The organism is Exiguobacterium sp. s140 (genome assembly GCF_018617035.1).
GTDB classification, from domain to species: domain Bacteria; phylum Bacillota; class Bacilli; order Exiguobacteriales; family Exiguobacteriaceae; genus Exiguobacterium; species Exiguobacterium profundum.
Map to the genome: position 1 here is coordinate 362,075 of NZ_JACSJK010000003.1, position 15,034 is coordinate 377,108.

A 15,034-nucleotide genomic window follows, 5' to 3' on the forward strand; every position below is an offset into this window, starting at 1 on the left:
GAAGGTGTAATAAGTTCACATGATGGGAAATACTATAATTGTAAGAGTCTTAACTTATACAAAAGCCAATTTGTATAATTTTAGTTGACTCGGGTTGTGTTATCTGATATGATTTCATTTAGACTTAGTTAAGTCACAAGGTGATTGGGCACCTGATAATTAACCTGAAACTCATCCCGGACTACGGGTGCCGGGTCGTTGGCAGGCAACATAAAAACCCGCATGATAGCTCATAAAAACGTCCTTTGCGCACAGTATCTAGACTTGCCTATCTTTGATGTAACAATTGAAGAGGACGTGGTTGGGCGGGCAACTAAACAACCTGAAATTCTTCCTAGAGTGATTTTGGTGCTAGGTCGTTGGCAGGCAACATAAAAACCCAAAAACTGACGGAGATGGTTGAGAAGTTCTTAACTGTCTTCGTCTTTTCTGTATACACTAATGAGCACAGGAGAATGCGGATGACACAGTACAGCTCGAATCGTAAAAACCACAGCAATCAAGAAGCAATGGAAGCCATCAACAAAGGCTTTGCCGCCTATCAAGAAATCGTGAACATTGAACTCCATTATGTCTATGTCAATGAATCAAGTCAATACGAAGAACTCGTCATCAAAGCTAGGGGTAATAATTACATGCACCTGTGCGGGGTCGAATACCGTCCAAACGGGAAGGGAAGGTACAACGCCAAGCGGTTTTATGACTCGCTAAAAAAGAAAAACATGTCTGCTAAATGGCTTGAGAAAACAAGTGCGGAGACTGATTTAAAGCTTTCGGTTCTTCCGGAACTGAAGTGTCTGAAGGACTGTAGTAAAATCAGGGTCATCGAGAAATCCATTCGATTGGATAGAGTTGAATTTCCCAAGGCGATTCGCACGAGACGACAGGTCTTCGCATTGGGGTTCCAAAATCCAGGTAGAGAGTACCGATATGTCCCGATGTCTCTCTTGTCCCTAAAAACGAAAGCCAATTTCTCAAAAGGCTGTCAGGTTCATTGTGTGTATTCCGTCGAGCAAGAGACCGGAAAAGTGACCATTCATTCGAAGGATGAGGCGTTTATCAAGTATGAAAAACATCAAACATATCCATATGATAAGTCGTCAGCAAAGCGTGTCTCTCATTGAGAACACGTTTTTTTATTTTCATTCTTGCTGAATAAGGCGTCTTTCACCGGTATAACATGGACATGAACTATCAAAACGAAGGCGGCACGAATATGTGCGACATTCTAGGAGGAATCACATATGATGAGAAAACATGAAAAGATAATGAATGAATTTAAGGCGGAACTGCGGATGACAGGGCGTTTTTATTGCACGAACAAATCCTTGTGGGAACAACTCTATCAGGAGATGAAGTCAGAACTCCCCTCACTACATAGGGTCGAAGGAAAAGGATTTTTCTCGCTAAAGGTCGAAACTACGGCTGATATGCGCATGGTTGGCTAATACAGATTAGAGAGTAGGGATATTGATGAAATGGCTTATTCAGGAGTTCTTGAACCATAATGCAAGCGTCGAAACGATGATGGAAGGGCTTGAGTCTGAAGGACGTGATTTCTTGTTTGTACGGCTCAATAAGGATGACTCCATAACTGTATTAGACAAGAAATCCCGTGTTCCACTTGACGATGGAGAAGAAATATTCAATGCATTCATTGAGAGCGGATGTGTAATTGGATACGGTTCGAAACGATTTGATGCCACGTTGCGGCGCATGAACGTTCATCCCGGGTCATTCATGAACGAGCGATTCGAGATGTCGTACATCCGTGAGCGGGTAGGGGATGAACTGCTGAACCCCGAGTTCCTCGTCGGAGAGCTCCAGGACTTGAATCCGGAATGGGAGACGTTCTTCATCCGACCGACTGGTGGAACGAAATTGTTCGGTGGGATGGTCGTCTCACGGAGTGATTTTCAAGAGTGGCAAGATAGAGAAAATCACACGGGAAGTAATTACAGAGGACAAACGCTGATGATGGCACCATTGAAGGATATCGAGGCTGAATATCGCTTCTTTGTGGTCGATGGGAAAGTCGTGACCGGTTCAAGTTATCGGGTAGCAGGAAAGCTCGATATCACACACGTACCTCCAGTAGAGGTTGCTCGTCACGCCCAAGCGATGGTGGACAAGTTTCAAATTGCTCAGGCGTTCGTGATTGATATCGCAGAGACGAATGAAGGCATGAAGATAGTTGAGTACAATTGTTTCAACACTGCCGGTCTATATCGTTGTGCTCCTCGGGATATCATCCGGACTGTCGAGCGGATGACTGTTTGATTCCATGCCAAATCATCAATCGGATGGCAAGAAAAGACCCCAAGATGGGTCTTTTTGTTTTCTCTTGTCAATCATCTTTAGGATTCCTTCTTTCTCCTATTTTTCACCCCTCTAACACCTATTCCTGTTCGATTTGCTTCTTCCTCTTTTTCCTCCAAATTCGCCTTTCAATCACACCGCATAATATGTCGAGATATGGCAACAAAACCTATACAGTGAAATATTATGGCATAAATCCAAGAATTTAATTCTTGAATATTTATATAAAAAATAAGTGACTATAAGGTAATTATATTTTGCGCCCTCAGATGCATCGAAAAACGAATAATCGACCACCTACCCGTCTCGATGCAACAGATGGAGGGGTTAAATCGTGATTCTAATGTATCAATTGTAGTAATTTTGTTACATGAGTTCATTTTTAATAGAATGGTTATAAATCGACTTAAACGTTGGTAGAGCAACGTTTTTTAGACTTTTAATGAATACAGTGATACTCTATTGATGTAACGTATTGAGAGCATTTGTTACATTAAAATGATGAAAATAGAGACAAAAAGTCGTAAAAAGGAGTGGGTTTTATGTCAAATCAGGCTTTGAAAAAAGAGAATCAAAAGAAAATGGTCGAACTCGTGGATGCTTTCTTAAAAAACAAGGAGATGTACGAGCTAGAATTGGGTGGTACAGGAATCAGCCCATATCAATTGAAACAGTACTTAGCTGAACGTGGGTATCGGGAGACGAACTTCGAGACGAACGGATGGGAATGGGACTTCGTTATCATGATGGAGAATGGTCAGGAAGAGGAATTGATGTTATCCGGTCAAGGATTCACCTTTGACCTGAAACTCGAACGAACGGAACTATAAGAAAAAAAGCCTCCTTAATGAAAAGGGGGCTTGTTTAATGTCTTCTGAATCATATCTAGCAATTGATTCTTAATGATGCTCTCAATGAAAGAAAAAAGCCCCTCATTCAGAAAGGGGGCAGTTGTAAAGCTTGTCGTACCATAACCTTCAGGGAGGAACCGAGTGTGGTTCGGCTCTGGTCATCCATTAAAGGGTTTGCTATTGTCGCAAACAACATCGATTCAATCGAGGTGTCTGTCTCTTCAGTCTTATAGTGAAATTCAACGCTGTCTCCATAATTCGTGAACAACTCATTTAGGATTTTAACTTCATTGTCCGGTTGATATGAACCTCTCAGCACATCGCCAAATAGGTCGATACCTAACAATTCTCTGCAGTAAGGCGCCAATTCTCGGATAAGAGTGTCGAAGTCTACCGTGATGTTCTTCTCTACAGATGCAAATGACTTCTTACGTTTGCCAAAGCGCATCGTGAACACATTGAAGCGATATTCCCTGCTCCCATAGGCATCCACACGTCTTGGTTTTTGAAACTCGATACCAATCGTGTACCCTTCGTGTGTGATGCTGAGAAACTCTTTACCATCCCACTCTTCAGTGGACATCCGGGATAGTCTATTTCGTTCTTCTAGAACGGGAAATGGAAGTATCGAAAATGAAAAATCTAAATTTGTCCCTTTATTTCGACGTTCTTCTTGTTCTTCTCTAATCAACATCTCTTTAAATTCTTGCTTTAGGGACATGAATACCTCTCTGACATTCTTAACATTCTCGGCATGTTCAAGCCGTTCCTCGTATACGTGTAGGATGAGTTGATTCACGATTCCTACATTATCCGAGGTGACCTCACACATGACCTCGTCTTCAAAGTAGATGTTAAGCTGTCGCTGTATTTTCCGCTCGATATAGGAAGCCACATTCGTCAACATCTTCTTCGTGATATACGGAACGGTGGCAGACATGATTTCAAACGAGTGGTATTCGTGATTGCCCAAACCTTCGTATGCCTTGAACACACGCAATTGTTTCGTCATCCGGACGAACAGTTCAGATTTTCCGTAGGGAATGACTTCTTTGGAAGATGATTGAAGTCGCTTCCCGCCGTTAGTTTTATACTCCAGGAATCCCTGATGGCGTATCAATTCACCCCAAGAATAATTGAGATGAAGAGTCATACCGCCAAGCTCGGGATGACTAAGCATTCCAAGCATTCCGCCGTAGACAGCATAGTTGGTTTCGTTGGTTCGACAGTCATTCCCTGTCTTGCCGTATTTCCCTTTCGTAAAGTGATTTCCCACTTGAAATGTAAATGGATATGGTTCCATATCAATCTCTCCCTTTAAATAAATTGTACAAGTGTACGCCATTGATTCAATATGTCCCATCTTATGCTATTTGGTGTCACGATATGACTCAAACATAGGCATCGGCGATAACAAGAATTTATACATGTCATATATATAGAATATTTGACAAGGCGTGTCACTTTGATTGGTTTACAATAATATATTATGTAAACCTAATAATATCAGAATCAACTTTTAGTCGAGAGAGGTACTAATCCTGTTTGAAAGTGAATAAGATGAACTATCAACAAAACATTGGTGTTCTCAACATGAGAAGCTCATCAAATGTCAATTTCATTTAAAAAAGGAGAATGTTCATGAATCAAATGAAGGAACGTGTACTATTGGACGAAATCGCAGACGGTGAAGAGTTGAATGTGGTGCTCAATTTGGGCGAGGGTGAAGTCGGCTTTGGTTCCGTTTTGCCTGTCGGTGAGGACGATGACCAATTCCGGAGCAATCAATATATGAGTCGCTTCAACAAGGGTGATTTTGATGCATCTAAGCCATTCGAGGATTTCCTTTCAGAATCAACGCTTTACACAGGAAGTGCAAAGACACGCCTTGAGGGGCTGAATCAAATCTTTGATTTTTGGGGGATTGAACCGGTTTCCGATGTCCATGTGTCGAAATTCGAACAGGACAAGGACGCTGTCGATGAACTTTTGGCAAACGGCAACGATTTTGTGATTTACATGTTATGAGAGGAGGTTTCTTCCTCTCATTTTTTTGTCAGAGAATGTTTTAGGAGGGATAGATGATGATTTCAGGTTACGCTTTGATTTCTGTAAACAGTGAGGGAAAAGGGAAACTATACGAGTTAGATGGCGAGAAGGTCGCCTTCACGTACTTGAATATTCAGCATGGAAGAGCTATAGAGATGGAAGATGAGGATATTGTCGAACAATTGACCCCATCGAATCAAAAGGACGTGTTATTGATGGTGTTCTTCAGCTATCACGGGGAAGGTGGAACATCCGGATTTGAATGGGATGAATATGAAGATTGGCTTGAGGTCGAAGCATTCCAAGTTCTTCAGGAGAACCATGAGGCGCATTATCTAGAGAATCTAAATGTTCTAGTTCAATCACTAGAGAATCATTGGACTGGGATGACGGACGAGCTGTATGTTGCGGAGAGGAATCGTCTTATCGGAGAATACGAAGAATTTTTCGGGAAGAAATACGAGGAACCGAATGTTGTTGGAATGACAAATCCATCGGTTGAATTGGAGTTGAACTGAATGAATGAGAGAAAAGCAGACACCAATGACACGATAGTTCAAAAATACCTGTTACAACTCCCTTATGATGCCAATCAATTGGTCACATATGAAGAGGCAAACGATTTGATGGTCAATCACGTGGTCTCGGTCTTCAAACGGAGGATTAGATTGACTGAGAAACGAGAGTATACTATTCGAGAATTGGCAAAGATGCTCGCATATGTCGAGGAACAAGTAGGAAATGCAATCTCGAAAGCCTGTCAGGACGAATTTGAAGATTAAGAAATATGGTGTGGATTTGAACCACAAACAACGATGAATCGAAAGGGGATAGGTAAGATGACAGATAAGAAGAAGGTGACACCTGAGCAGTTGGTTCAGGTGATTGGTGCATTGGGTGATGCATTCGGTCGTGAAGCAGAGAAAAAACACTCTCCGGCATGTGCAAAATATATCGAAGAATACGGGGAAACGTTACTCGACCCCGAACATTTTGGATTATTGGTAACGTTTGATTTGGAACAATTACAAGATTTGTTATCGTATAACCTCCTCAATGTGGAGCAAGAAGCAAAGGGGGTGGCTTATACACCCGAACAGATTCATGCCTTGCAACTATTGATGACAAACTATGCGATGATTGAACACCAACTTGATGTACTTATCGTGAAGCATGAAGGTTCTCCTTGCTCGGCGGACAAGACCCGCTATATCTTAAAGTTATATCGAGACTTCATCGTCACTGGAGAAGAACCGTCCTTCGGTGAACGCTGTCACTATTGGATTCCTAAAAAGGGGACATGTGAAGCGTGGATGAATTTTACGAAATCCATCCCGCCGTTCTTGCATGGTCAAGTGGATGAGTACTTTAAGACAAGAGACATCCTGGTTTCTCAGCTTGAAAAGGAGACTTCCGCTCAGAAACAGAGACAGCATGATGTAATGACAAAACATCCTTTCTATTCGGGCGATGAGCAAAAAACAAATCGTTTTAATAAAGTCGAACAAGTCTATACGTTTCATAACGAGGATGAGCTTTTAACGATTCACCAAAAGGAGAGCGGTGAATGGCAATACCGGTTAAAAGTAAACAATCAGCGATATTCGTATAAAGAACAGGAAGTAGGATTGTTTCCTGAATGGGTGACAGCCCTATTTTCGGAGCTGTGATTTCTTTATCTGATTCTAAGAGCCTATCATGGCTCTTTTTTATTTCATAGAAAAAAGAAGAGGGTTACACCTCTTCTTTGTTGGCTTTTACTGTACATTCTTTCAACACCTTATCAATCAATTCTAACGATTGTTGTTCCTTTGGGTACTCCGTCGAGAAAAACCAGAGATAGTGCCTGGCTAAATTTTTAAAGACGGGAATTCCTTTTTCAGCAAAAACGTAAAAATCTTTTGAATCTCCTAGCGCATTCAATGTTCGCATGAATTTCTCTGACACCCATTCATCGAGAGAATCCGATTCATCCCGCAATATAATATGATGAACAAATAGTTTCTCCAATGGGTCATCGAAGGTTCCGCTGAACATCCGCATCACAAGTTTGAGTAGTTTATCCAATTCGCAACTCGTGTGGCTGATATCCTGCACCTTCACCTTGTTTTTGCCCATTTCTTTTGCGTAAAGCGCAAACCTTTCTTCAGAGGAAATCGTTGAGACCTCGACTCCCAATGACAATCCTTTTGACGTGATTTCGAAAATCTCTTCATTACGATACGATGTTTTCAGTCTCGTGGCGTGAGCGGTGAGGTATTTTTGATTGACCAAATATGTCAGTTCATTCTCATCTGCCCCTTTTTTTAACCGTTCCTCTAAAGACCACCTTGAAACCTTAATCATCAAGTCCTCTTCAATCACTTCTAAATCAGATTGCAAAGCAAGACGCTCACTATCTTTCAGAAATAACTCTGAACGAGCTTGAATCACGAACTCTAATCTCGAATTGAAGAACTCGGACTTAATTTCTAAATAATTGTTCGGATGGTCTTTTACGTAACCATGCATCAGGACTTTCAACAAATGAATCCCTTCATCCTGAATTTTTTTACGTAAGACCTTCCCCTTGAATGGGAAAATCAATGAGATTCGTTCTAAGACATGTTCGTCATATTTGCGCAATACCATGGATTGACGTGCTTCATTGCGAAGACTAACCATCAAATGGTTTGGTGACGTGGCTGTTTCCAAGAAGTTGGTGTGATGACTTTGACCTACAACTTTCCCACTTTCAAGAAAGCGTACATACTCATGCCGATTCTCATCTTTGCTTCCTAAATACATCGATAGTTCGACTTCCATATCCCCTAGAACATACGAGGCGACTGTGATGTTGTTTAATGACCCTGAGACGCCCCGGGGTCTGCGGTATGAGTGTGCCTTTTTCCCTAACTGTGTAGGTGAAAATCCTTCGTCAAATACAAAACGTGGTGTGCTCATGATGAACATCTCCTTTGAAATAAACGGTATCCGTAGATACTCAAAATTTTAAGTATATCCTATCCTATGCAAAACGCTTATAATATTCCATGGAAATGTGACGACATTTCCGTAATCAGTCAAGCACATCCCAAATTGAACTGAAACATTCGGGAATCTAAAATAAAAGATATTCATTAATAGCCGATATATCTATCACATGTAGACATACTGCTAAGACGAAAGAAAAATTGCAAAAGTGAGGATTGTATATGAACGAAATCGGATGGTATACGATTGATGTGGATACCTATAGGCGTTTGGTGACGATTAAGGTGAGAGGAACGTTTGACGAAGCGAAGGCGGCAGAGTTTCATTCTGACTATTTAAAGTCGGTGTATCCGTTAGATACAAATGATTACCTGTTGATTCTAGACTCTCAAGGTATGGACGTCATAGACCGAGAAATGCTACCGAAACTACAAGTATCGTTCGCCTTGTATCGAAAATCGAACTTTAAAGAGATTTGCTTTATCATTTTGAACGAAGAGATTCGACAACAAGTATTGAAAGTTATCCGCTTCTCAGGGATTGCTGAGATTTCCGATGTGACATATATCCTCCCTGAAGAATTAGAGAAAAAAATTGAACGTCATATTATCAGATGAGAAACAATCATGATGTACATGAAAAGAGGACGAGAAATCGTTCTCTTTTTCATGTTTTATACTCAAAAAAATGAGTATAGGGACAAAAGTAAATACATGATAAGCTGATACGTGTTGTAATCATATACTGAGACCAGTTTGAATAGAGGGGGAGACGGATGTTCCATCACGTTAAAATCCGTAAGATTGAAATCTATCATCCACAAAATACCGTAGACAATGCGTATTATATTGAGCATTTCAAGAAGCAAGGCAAAGATGTCGAAGGATTCTTGAACCATATGGGTAAAAAGAAGCGCCATATCATCAAAGACCCTGAAGAAACGGGCTTGACGATGGCGATTAAGGCTGTCGAAAAGGCTTTTGAAAGCTCGGAACTTACGATGAAGGATATCGACATGATACTATTCTCGACACAGGCGCCGGAATATTCAATTCCATCCAATGCCATGATGATTCATGAGGCGTTCAAAGGAAAAAGCAATACCCGTGTCATGGATGTCAATGCAAGCTGTGCAGGGATGACCATTGCCGTCGAGCAGGTTTCGATGTACATGCGAGCAAATCCTCAAATGAAGCGAGCGCTTGTCATTGGTTCGGAACAACTCTCTATCCTTTCGAACCCTAAAGAGGAAATATCATATGCGACACTGGCAGACGCCGCTTGTGCCGTCATTTTAGAGAAGACTACCGAGAATACAGGATTCATCGATGCCGAATATCATACATATTCAGCAAATACAGACAAAATTCTATATCCGATTGAAGGGATGAGCGGTGTATTGTCAGGACGAGGAGAAGGGAAGTTTCTGCGATTCCTGCCGTTCGACACCTCCTTCGGCGCACCGATTACCGACAGAATGATAGAGGATTTGTTATCACGTAACCATCTGAAGATTCAAGACATCAATGCTTTCTGTCTTTCACAATTTGCCTATAGCGACTCGACACGTCTACAGGAGCGGTTCCAAATCGACATGAACAAAATCCTGTATGTAGGAGATAGATACGGGTATACAGGCACATCTAGTCCGTTCATCGCATTCTATGAAGGTGTGAAGAGCGGAAAGATTCAACGGGGGGACTTGGTCTTGTTCTGGACTGTCGGGGCAGGGCACCAATTCATCGCAATGCTTTTCCGATACTAAAAAGAAGCCGAAAGGCTTCTTTTTTCTTCTTTATGAATGCCGAAGAGGAATTCTATACATTTGTTCGATGTGGTCTGCATTGTCATCATCGATACGCATGTCTCCATTCAATTGTGTATGGCTGAGATTAAGTTCGTCCGTAGAGGTTGAGATTGATACGAAGTCATTAATACTGCATGCCTTCAAATTCATTTTGCCAGAGAGGAGTGCATATCCTCCTATAGTGACTTTTTCTGCATGAAGGGATAGTGTTTCAAGTCTTGCATTTTCTAAGACCGAAAGATTCTCAACCTCATTTTTTCTTGCACCAATCGTACATGATTCGATTCTTACAACATCTTTGATGGAACCATCAAAGATGAACATTTGCGAATTCTTAATAACGGGTCCACCGGCAATGACAACATTGTCGCCAAATATCGTGCTATTCTCAATTTCGATAAATCCTGTCATAGTGATGTCACCACCTTGAACGATGGAGTTATTGACGATGCATTTCCCTCTCATTGTCACTGTGCCTTGCACATGTGAATCAAAAACACTGGAGTCGTGTTCAATTTTACTATTCCCACAGATTGCAGAGAGACCATACACCTTCGCATAATGTCTGACGGTTGCATTGTCTATCACATAACTATTTTCGCAAACTTTTGCATCATCAAAAATCCAGGCTGAAGAGGTCATAGACAACGTACTCTCATCCTCGACCCAACCTCCGAAATCTCCCTTTTTGACACCGTGCTCAGGGATATCACGCAATGCACGAATGCGATACATTTTGCGTTCCACGTTGTCGATTTCAAACATGGTCATTGTTTCGTATGCTAATTCATATTTTTCATTTGGCATGAATGACACTCCTTTTTATATGTTCGTGTTTCGTACACAACTGTATTGTCTTTATTTTTTATCATAAGCAGTAACGGTGCCATTCATGAAAAAAGACCCCATGAATCGAGCGGGTCTTTAAGGATATTGTTTCTTCCATTCGCTTGTCATGTTCGCATGAGCTTGTTCTAATCCAAGAGCAATCTTTTCTGCATTCTCGTCAGACACTTGAATATCACCGTTCAATTGAGCGAATTTCAGGTCAAAGGTCTTATCTTTCGTCGAAACGTATACGAATTCCTCAATGGTCGATGCCTGCAGATTCACGCTTCCACTTAAGAAGGCATACCCACCGATATGGACATTTGCGGCAGAGAGTCGAAGGTTCTTCAATATTGACTCATCGCCAATCGAGAGACTGGCAATCTTTCTATCGGCTTCTGTTACATCTATCAGTCTCGCATTTCCTTTGATGAGAATGTTTTTAGCTTCAACCTCCTTGCTCCCAATAGACGTTTTTGAAATGACAGAATTTCCTTCTGCCGTGAAGGATGAAACGAACAATCTACTGCTAGAAATCTGTGTTTTTCCCTGTAATGTGACGTCATGTCCAAAAATCGAAGAAGCATCTACCTTTGAATCATATAAGATTGATATTTTTCCATCGAGCATTGACCGTGTAACCATCGAATCGTCTAAAACCAATACATCATCACGCAACGTACTGTCATCAATGATGGCATTGTGAGAGACTCGACAACGGTCGCTGATGATTGACGCACCATAGACCTTTGCCTGATGGGTGACAGAGGCACCATTTTGGACAACACTGTAGCCACAGACCTTGGCTTCGAGAAAAATCCACGACGTCGCTTTTGGTGATAAGTTTCTTTCGTGTTCCACCCAACCTCCGAGGTCGCCTTTTTTCACTCCTTGTTTAGGGATGTCTTTCAGTGCACGGATGCGATACATCGTCCGTTCTTCACCACCGATGTAGAATTTCTTTTTGGATTTAAGAACCAACTCGAATTTATCGTTTGTCATTTTCTCCACGTATGACACTCCTTGTTTAAGTAATCGTGTTTCTCACACAACAGTATTTTAGTTATTCTTTATGATAAGCAAGGGATGTACTCATTATAAGGCAATCGATAGAGTCCACACGTGTGGACTGTAAAAAAAGAAGCCCGAGGGCTCCCTTGATTAATTCCTCAAAACATCTTGCTGACTTTAATGTTCTCTTCGATGATTGATACATTTGTATCATCGATTTCGATGTCTCCTGAAAGATAGGATGCCTTCAAGAGGAGCGTCTTGCTCTTCAATTGAATAGATACAAAATCTGTGATTTGAGACGAGTAGAGTCTCAAGAGTCCAGATATAGAAGCCTGTCCGGTGATTATGATGTTCTCGCCCTCAAGGACTAGATTCTCCAATATCGCTCGACCAGAAATGACAACACTTGAAAGTGGTCTTTCTTCACCTGAGACGAAACGCATTTTTGCGAAATCTAAAACGGTGATTTTTTTTGCTTTTTCACTGATTTTTCCGACATTGGTATGTTCAATGGTGGCATAATCAGAAACAATGAAGTCCTCAATAAACAGTTGTGAGCCTTCGATTGATGCCCGCTCTTTAATCGAAACGTTTTTTCCGACAATGCGAGACCTGGTTACGGTACTCTCACCATACATCAAGATATTCCCGCTTAGTTCCGAATCTTCAAGCGATGTGTTCTCAAAAAGTGACGATGTCCCTCCTATGGTAGAGTCAATCACTTCAGCGTTACCAGATACCCGACAATTCCCCATGATGTAGGAATTGCCGAATACTTGTGCGTTGTCCATGACAATCGCATCCTCTCGCACCATACTATTGCCGCACACTTTTGCCTCTCCTCTAATCCAAGAACCTTGATGTTTCGACAGATTGCTTTCATGTTCGACCCATCCCCCGATTTCTCCTTCGAGCACATCGTTTTCAGGTATGGCACGCAAGGCGCAGATACGATACATTTTCCGTTCAAGACCATCAATCTCAAATAAGGTCATGGTATCCGCCAGTAGTTCGAATTTTGTATTTTTATTTTCCATTTCCGATACTCCTTATTCATAGTAGCTAATTCATGGTTGAGAAGGGGACATGTATAAGAGGAAGACCACCACAAAAGGTGATGGTCTCTATAACATCACACAAGTATCCCCAACATACTCGACATTTGTAATTTTATGATGTGTCCCATTCTTTTTCTCAATATGAACCATATCAGAAATAATGGTGTTTGAGCACAATGAAATGTTCCCTACGATTTTCGTGTATCCATCTACACGAACCTTGTTCCCGTTAATTTGCACGCCATTTACCAAGAGAGCGTGTCCATCAATCTGAATGTCGTTTGCTCCATCGATATGAGTTTCATTGAGCTCGCATTTACCCAAAAAAGTACATTTTGAAGTCATTTCACTTAAAGGTAGTCCTATTGTAGAATTGACAATTCGAACATTGTCTTTAAATGAAAGTTCCGAACCGAATATTGAGGTACCAACGATATGAGCTTGGTTTGAAATATCACTTAAAAACATATCGACATGAGAATCATCGACAAAAACGTTGTCTTTGATGCAAGTAGTACCATAGATTTTGCTCTTTTTTACGGTGGCATACCCTTTTATAAGACACACGCCTTGTACTTGTGAATTAATAACCGTCACATTTTCCTTGAGTTTTGCATTTTCAAGGATGCGACTTTCGCCGAACACATGACTCTTCCCACTGACGTCAGCTTTTCCAGAGATAAGCGACTCGTCTTCGATGACCGCATCACCATATACTTTCGCATCTTCAGCTACCCACGCCTCATTGTTGTGGGGGAGGTTGGACACTTTTTGAATCCATCCACCGAGGTCTCCGGCTTTGACATTATGTCTCGGAATGTCGATGAGTGCCCGGATACGCTTCAATACTGTGTACCTTGAAATGTAAGCCGTCTCATTTGTGAACTCATACTTTCGTTGTTTCGCCATACGCAACCACTCCCTTGAAATAAATAGTGTACAGAACACGGATATCCGTTTTGATACACAACTGCATTGTTCTTGATATTCCATGTTATGTGGAGATGTGAGCGAATATGCAAATAGATGAAAACATAAAAAAAACCGCTCAAGAGCGGCTTTCAATAGAATGAAGTACTTGTTTTAGTTCTTCTTCGGTTTCAACTCGAAAGAGATTGTCCGTCACTTTATAGCAAAGGTATTTCTTTTCCCATTTCTTACGTCTACGTTTCTTCTTGGGAATTCTTCGGGGAGGGGCTTCCGAGACGAATTGAATCTCGGCAATCTCCAATTTATCAAAGCTGAAGAATCCCTTGACCACCGATGCGCCATATCCGTTAGGGAAGCGATAAATCCGATGATTCTCCATTTTCTCTGCTCGTTCTGCGAAAAAAGCGATATGTTCTGGTGCAGTCTTTTTCAATGTATCTGCAAGAAACTGAAATTCCTTTTGGATTTGGCTCTTTTTGTCCGTAATCAAATACTTTCTGTACATCAGATAACACTCCTAATCATTTCATAGCTTTATTCTACAGACTCTCATGAATCCTTACAATATCTTCCGTAAGAATGTGCAAGCGAGGTTGGCGTGTGTATAATGAAGTTATGTATCAAAATACAGAGATTGTTTCATCAGGAGGGATGACATGAAACGATTGGCAGAACATGTGAATGTGACGGAATCTGAATTTGAAAAATTAGTAGAACGATTCGGAAAACCGGTCGTCAAACAAAAAGTAAAACTACTTAACGAAAAACGGAAAAAGGGTGACTTGCCGATTCGGGACGGAAGTGACTTCCAATCACTCATTCGTGTCGGGAACCAACAGAAAGTACAGCCGATTCGTTCTCGTGAAGGGTTAGAGGACATTCGCTCTTACTTTGAGCGCCGCTCGAAGAGGGACTACTTCTTGTTTGTCATGGGCATCAATGTAGGTGTTCGTATCGGAGATTTGTTGAAACTGCAGGTGCGCCATGTCAGAGACCGAGAATACCTGACCATCCGTGAAGAAAAGACCGGAAAGACAAAACGTTTCCGACTGAATGCGATGCTTCGCAACATCATCGAGGAATATACGGCTGACAAGGAAGATACAGACTATCTCTTCCCGTCCAAAAAGACGAAAGAACCTATCAGCCGTGTCCAAGCCTATCGAATCATGAAAGAGGCAGGAGAGGCGCTCGGTATGGAGAAT

Annotated in this window: 18 protein-coding genes; 11 read left to right on the forward strand and 7 right to left on the reverse strand. The window is 41.5% G+C overall.

Annotated elements, in window-relative coordinates:
• The first annotated feature begins 461 nt into the window (after positions 1-461).
• The 4 genes from KNO61_RS12960 to KNO61_RS12975 all read left to right on the forward strand — a co-directional run bounded on the left by KNO61_RS12960 (position 462) and on the right by KNO61_RS12975 (position 3,149).
• On the forward strand, positions 462-1,124 hold the full coding sequence (locus KNO61_RS12960; protein WP_214688126.1) for a PBECR4 domain-containing protein: 663 nt from the start codon (positions 462-464) through the stop codon (positions 1,122-1,124).
• A gap of 120 nt (positions 1,125-1,244) precedes the next feature.
• A complete protein-coding gene (locus KNO61_RS12965) occupies positions 1,245-1,448 on the forward strand; it encodes a hypothetical protein (protein ID WP_214688125.1) in 204 nt (67 codons plus the stop codon).
• A gap of 25 nt (positions 1,449-1,473) precedes the next feature.
• Positions 1,474-2,280 carry an ATP-grasp domain-containing protein gene (locus KNO61_RS12970; protein WP_214688124.1) on the forward strand — a complete coding sequence of 269 codons (807 nt, stop codon included), beginning with the start codon at positions 1,474-1,476 and terminating at the stop codon, positions 2,278-2,280.
• A gap of 581 nt (positions 2,281-2,861) precedes the next feature.
• Positions 2,862-3,149: a hypothetical protein gene (locus KNO61_RS12975; protein WP_214873503.1), complete on the forward strand. Its 288-nt coding sequence runs from the start codon at positions 2,862-2,864 to the stop codon at positions 3,147-3,149.
• Between the two features lie 106 nt (positions 3,150-3,255).
• On the opposite strand, the gene KNO61_RS12980 is transcribed toward KNO61_RS12975, so the two are convergent.
• Positions 3,256-4,473, reverse strand: a complete 1,218-nt coding sequence (locus KNO61_RS12980; RefSeq protein WP_214873505.1) for a hypothetical protein — start codon at positions 4,471-4,473, stop codon at positions 3,256-3,258.
• Between the two features lie 338 nt (positions 4,474-4,811).
• Here KNO61_RS12980 and KNO61_RS12985 point away from each other — a divergent pair, with 338 nt between their 5' ends.
• From KNO61_RS12985 to KNO61_RS13000, 4 genes are read left to right on the forward strand one after another with little or no spacing between them, the layout of a single operon-like run.
• The gene (locus KNO61_RS12985; protein ID WP_214873507.1) at positions 4,812-5,198 is read left to right on the forward strand and encodes a hypothetical protein; all 387 of its coding nucleotides are present in this window, start codon (positions 4,812-4,814) and stop codon (positions 5,196-5,198) included.
• 56 nt (positions 5,199-5,254) lie between these two features.
• Positions 5,255-5,737, forward strand: a complete 483-nt coding sequence (locus tag KNO61_RS12990) for a hypothetical protein (protein ID WP_214873509.1) — start codon at positions 5,255-5,257, stop codon at positions 5,735-5,737.
• Positions 5,738-6,001, forward strand: a complete 264-nt coding sequence (locus tag KNO61_RS12995) for a hypothetical protein (RefSeq protein WP_214873511.1) — start codon at positions 5,738-5,740, stop codon at positions 5,999-6,001.
• 57 nt (positions 6,002-6,058) lie between these two features.
• Entirely contained in the window at positions 6,059-6,889 is an 831-nt protein-coding gene (locus KNO61_RS13000) for a hypothetical protein (protein WP_214688116.1), read from the forward strand.
• Between the two features lie 64 nt (positions 6,890-6,953).
• Here KNO61_RS13000 and KNO61_RS13005 read toward each other — a convergent pair whose 3' ends face one another.
• A complete protein-coding gene (locus KNO61_RS13005) occupies positions 6,954-8,162 on the reverse strand; it encodes a hypothetical protein (protein WP_214873513.1) in 1,209 nt (402 codons plus the stop codon).
• Positions 8,163-8,413: 251 nt separating this feature from the next.
• Between KNO61_RS13005 and KNO61_RS13010 the strand changes: the two genes are divergently transcribed.
• Positions 8,414-8,809 (forward strand): hypothetical protein, encoded by a 396-nt coding sequence (locus KNO61_RS13010; RefSeq protein ID WP_214688114.1) that lies wholly within the window; start codon positions 8,414-8,416, stop codon positions 8,807-8,809.
• Positions 8,810-8,967: 158 nt separating this feature from the next.
• Entirely contained in the window at positions 8,968-9,957 is a 990-nt protein-coding gene (locus tag KNO61_RS13015; protein ID WP_214873515.1) for a ketoacyl-ACP synthase III, read from the forward strand.
• Positions 9,958-9,987: 30 nt separating this feature from the next.
• On the opposite strand, the gene KNO61_RS13020 is transcribed toward KNO61_RS13015, so the two are convergent.
• From KNO61_RS13020 to KNO61_RS13040, 5 genes are all read right to left on the reverse strand, one after another.
• Positions 9,988-10,806 carry an LbetaH domain-containing protein gene (locus KNO61_RS13020; RefSeq protein WP_214873517.1) on the reverse strand — a complete coding sequence of 273 codons (819 nt, stop codon included), beginning with the start codon at positions 10,804-10,806 and terminating at the stop codon, positions 9,988-9,990.
• Positions 10,807-10,923: 117 nt separating this feature from the next.
• Positions 10,924-11,829 carry an LbetaH domain-containing protein gene (locus KNO61_RS13025; RefSeq protein ID WP_483297743.1) on the reverse strand — a complete coding sequence of 302 codons (906 nt, stop codon included), beginning with the start codon at positions 11,827-11,829 and terminating at the stop codon, positions 10,924-10,926.
• A gap of 167 nt (positions 11,830-11,996) precedes the next feature.
• Positions 11,997-12,878, reverse strand: a complete 882-nt coding sequence (locus KNO61_RS13030; protein ID WP_214873522.1) for an LbetaH domain-containing protein — start codon at positions 12,876-12,878, stop codon at positions 11,997-11,999.
• 87 nt (positions 12,879-12,965) lie between these two features.
• Complete coding sequence (locus KNO61_RS13035; protein ID WP_214688105.1) at positions 12,966-13,808, reverse strand: hypothetical protein; 843 nt, start codon at positions 13,806-13,808, stop codon at positions 12,966-12,968.
• A 139-nt stretch (positions 13,809-13,947) separates the two neighbouring features.
• Positions 13,948-14,334: a hypothetical protein gene (locus KNO61_RS13040; RefSeq protein ID WP_214688103.1), complete on the reverse strand. Its 387-nt coding sequence runs from the start codon at positions 14,332-14,334 to the stop codon at positions 13,948-13,950.
• Between the two features lie 151 nt (positions 14,335-14,485).
• On the opposite strand from KNO61_RS13040, the gene KNO61_RS13045 reads away from it, so the two are divergent.
• A partial coding sequence (locus KNO61_RS13045) for a tyrosine-type recombinase/integrase (protein ID WP_214873525.1) occupies positions 14,486-15,034 on the forward strand: 549 nt, incomplete at its 3' end.

What these genes read in the sequence shown, in the direction of transcription:
- KNO61_RS13015 (WP_214873515.1), top strand. Translation starts at nt 8,968, where the DNA reads ATGTTCCATCACGTTAAAATCCGTAAGATTGAAATCTATCATCCACAA.
- KNO61_RS13040 (WP_214688103.1), bottom strand. Translation starts at nt 14,334, where the DNA reads ATGTACAGAAAGTATTTGATTACGGACAAAAAGAGCCAAATCCAAAAG.
- KNO61_RS12970 (WP_214688124.1), top strand. Translation starts at nt 1,474, where the DNA reads ATGAAATGGCTTATTCAGGAGTTCTTGAACCATAATGCAAGCGTCGAA.
- KNO61_RS13035 (WP_214688105.1), bottom strand. Translation starts at nt 13,808, where the DNA reads ATGGCGAAACAACGAAAGTATGAGTTCACAAATGAGACGGCTTACATT.
- KNO61_RS13005 (WP_214873513.1), bottom strand. Translation starts at nt 8,162, where the DNA reads ATGAGCACACCACGTTTTGTATTTGACGAAGGATTTTCACCTACACAG.
- KNO61_RS12975 (WP_214873503.1), top strand. Translation starts at nt 2,862, where the DNA reads ATGTCAAATCAGGCTTTGAAAAAAGAGAATCAAAAGAAAATGGTCGAA.
- KNO61_RS12990 (WP_214873509.1), top strand. Translation starts at nt 5,255, where the DNA reads ATGATTTCAGGTTACGCTTTGATTTCTGTAAACAGTGAGGGAAAAGGG.
- KNO61_RS13000 (WP_214688116.1), top strand. Translation starts at nt 6,059, where the DNA reads ATGACAGATAAGAAGAAGGTGACACCTGAGCAGTTGGTTCAGGTGATT.
- KNO61_RS13010 (WP_214688114.1), top strand. Translation starts at nt 8,414, where the DNA reads ATGAACGAAATCGGATGGTATACGATTGATGTGGATACCTATAGGCGT.
- KNO61_RS13030 (WP_214873522.1), bottom strand. Translation starts at nt 12,878, where the DNA reads ATGGAAAATAAAAATACAAAATTCGAACTACTGGCGGATACCATGACC.
- KNO61_RS12985 (WP_214873507.1), top strand. Translation starts at nt 4,812, where the DNA reads ATGAATCAAATGAAGGAACGTGTACTATTGGACGAAATCGCAGACGGT.
- KNO61_RS12965 (WP_214688125.1), top strand. Translation starts at nt 1,245, where the DNA reads ATGATGAGAAAACATGAAAAGATAATGAATGAATTTAAGGCGGAACTG.
- KNO61_RS12995 (WP_214873511.1), top strand. Translation starts at nt 5,738, where the DNA reads ATGAATGAGAGAAAAGCAGACACCAATGACACGATAGTTCAAAAATAC.
- KNO61_RS12980 (WP_214873505.1), bottom strand. Translation starts at nt 4,473, where the DNA reads ATGGAACCATATCCATTTACATTTCAAGTGGGAAATCACTTTACGAAA.
- KNO61_RS12960 (WP_214688126.1), top strand. Translation starts at nt 462, where the DNA reads ATGACACAGTACAGCTCGAATCGTAAAAACCACAGCAATCAAGAAGCA.
- KNO61_RS13020 (WP_214873517.1), bottom strand. Translation starts at nt 10,806, where the DNA reads ATGCCAAATGAAAAATATGAATTAGCATACGAAACAATGACCATGTTT.
- KNO61_RS13025 (WP_483297743.1), bottom strand. Translation starts at nt 11,829, where the DNA reads ATGACAAACGATAAATTCGAGTTGGTTCTTAAATCCAAAAAGAAATTC.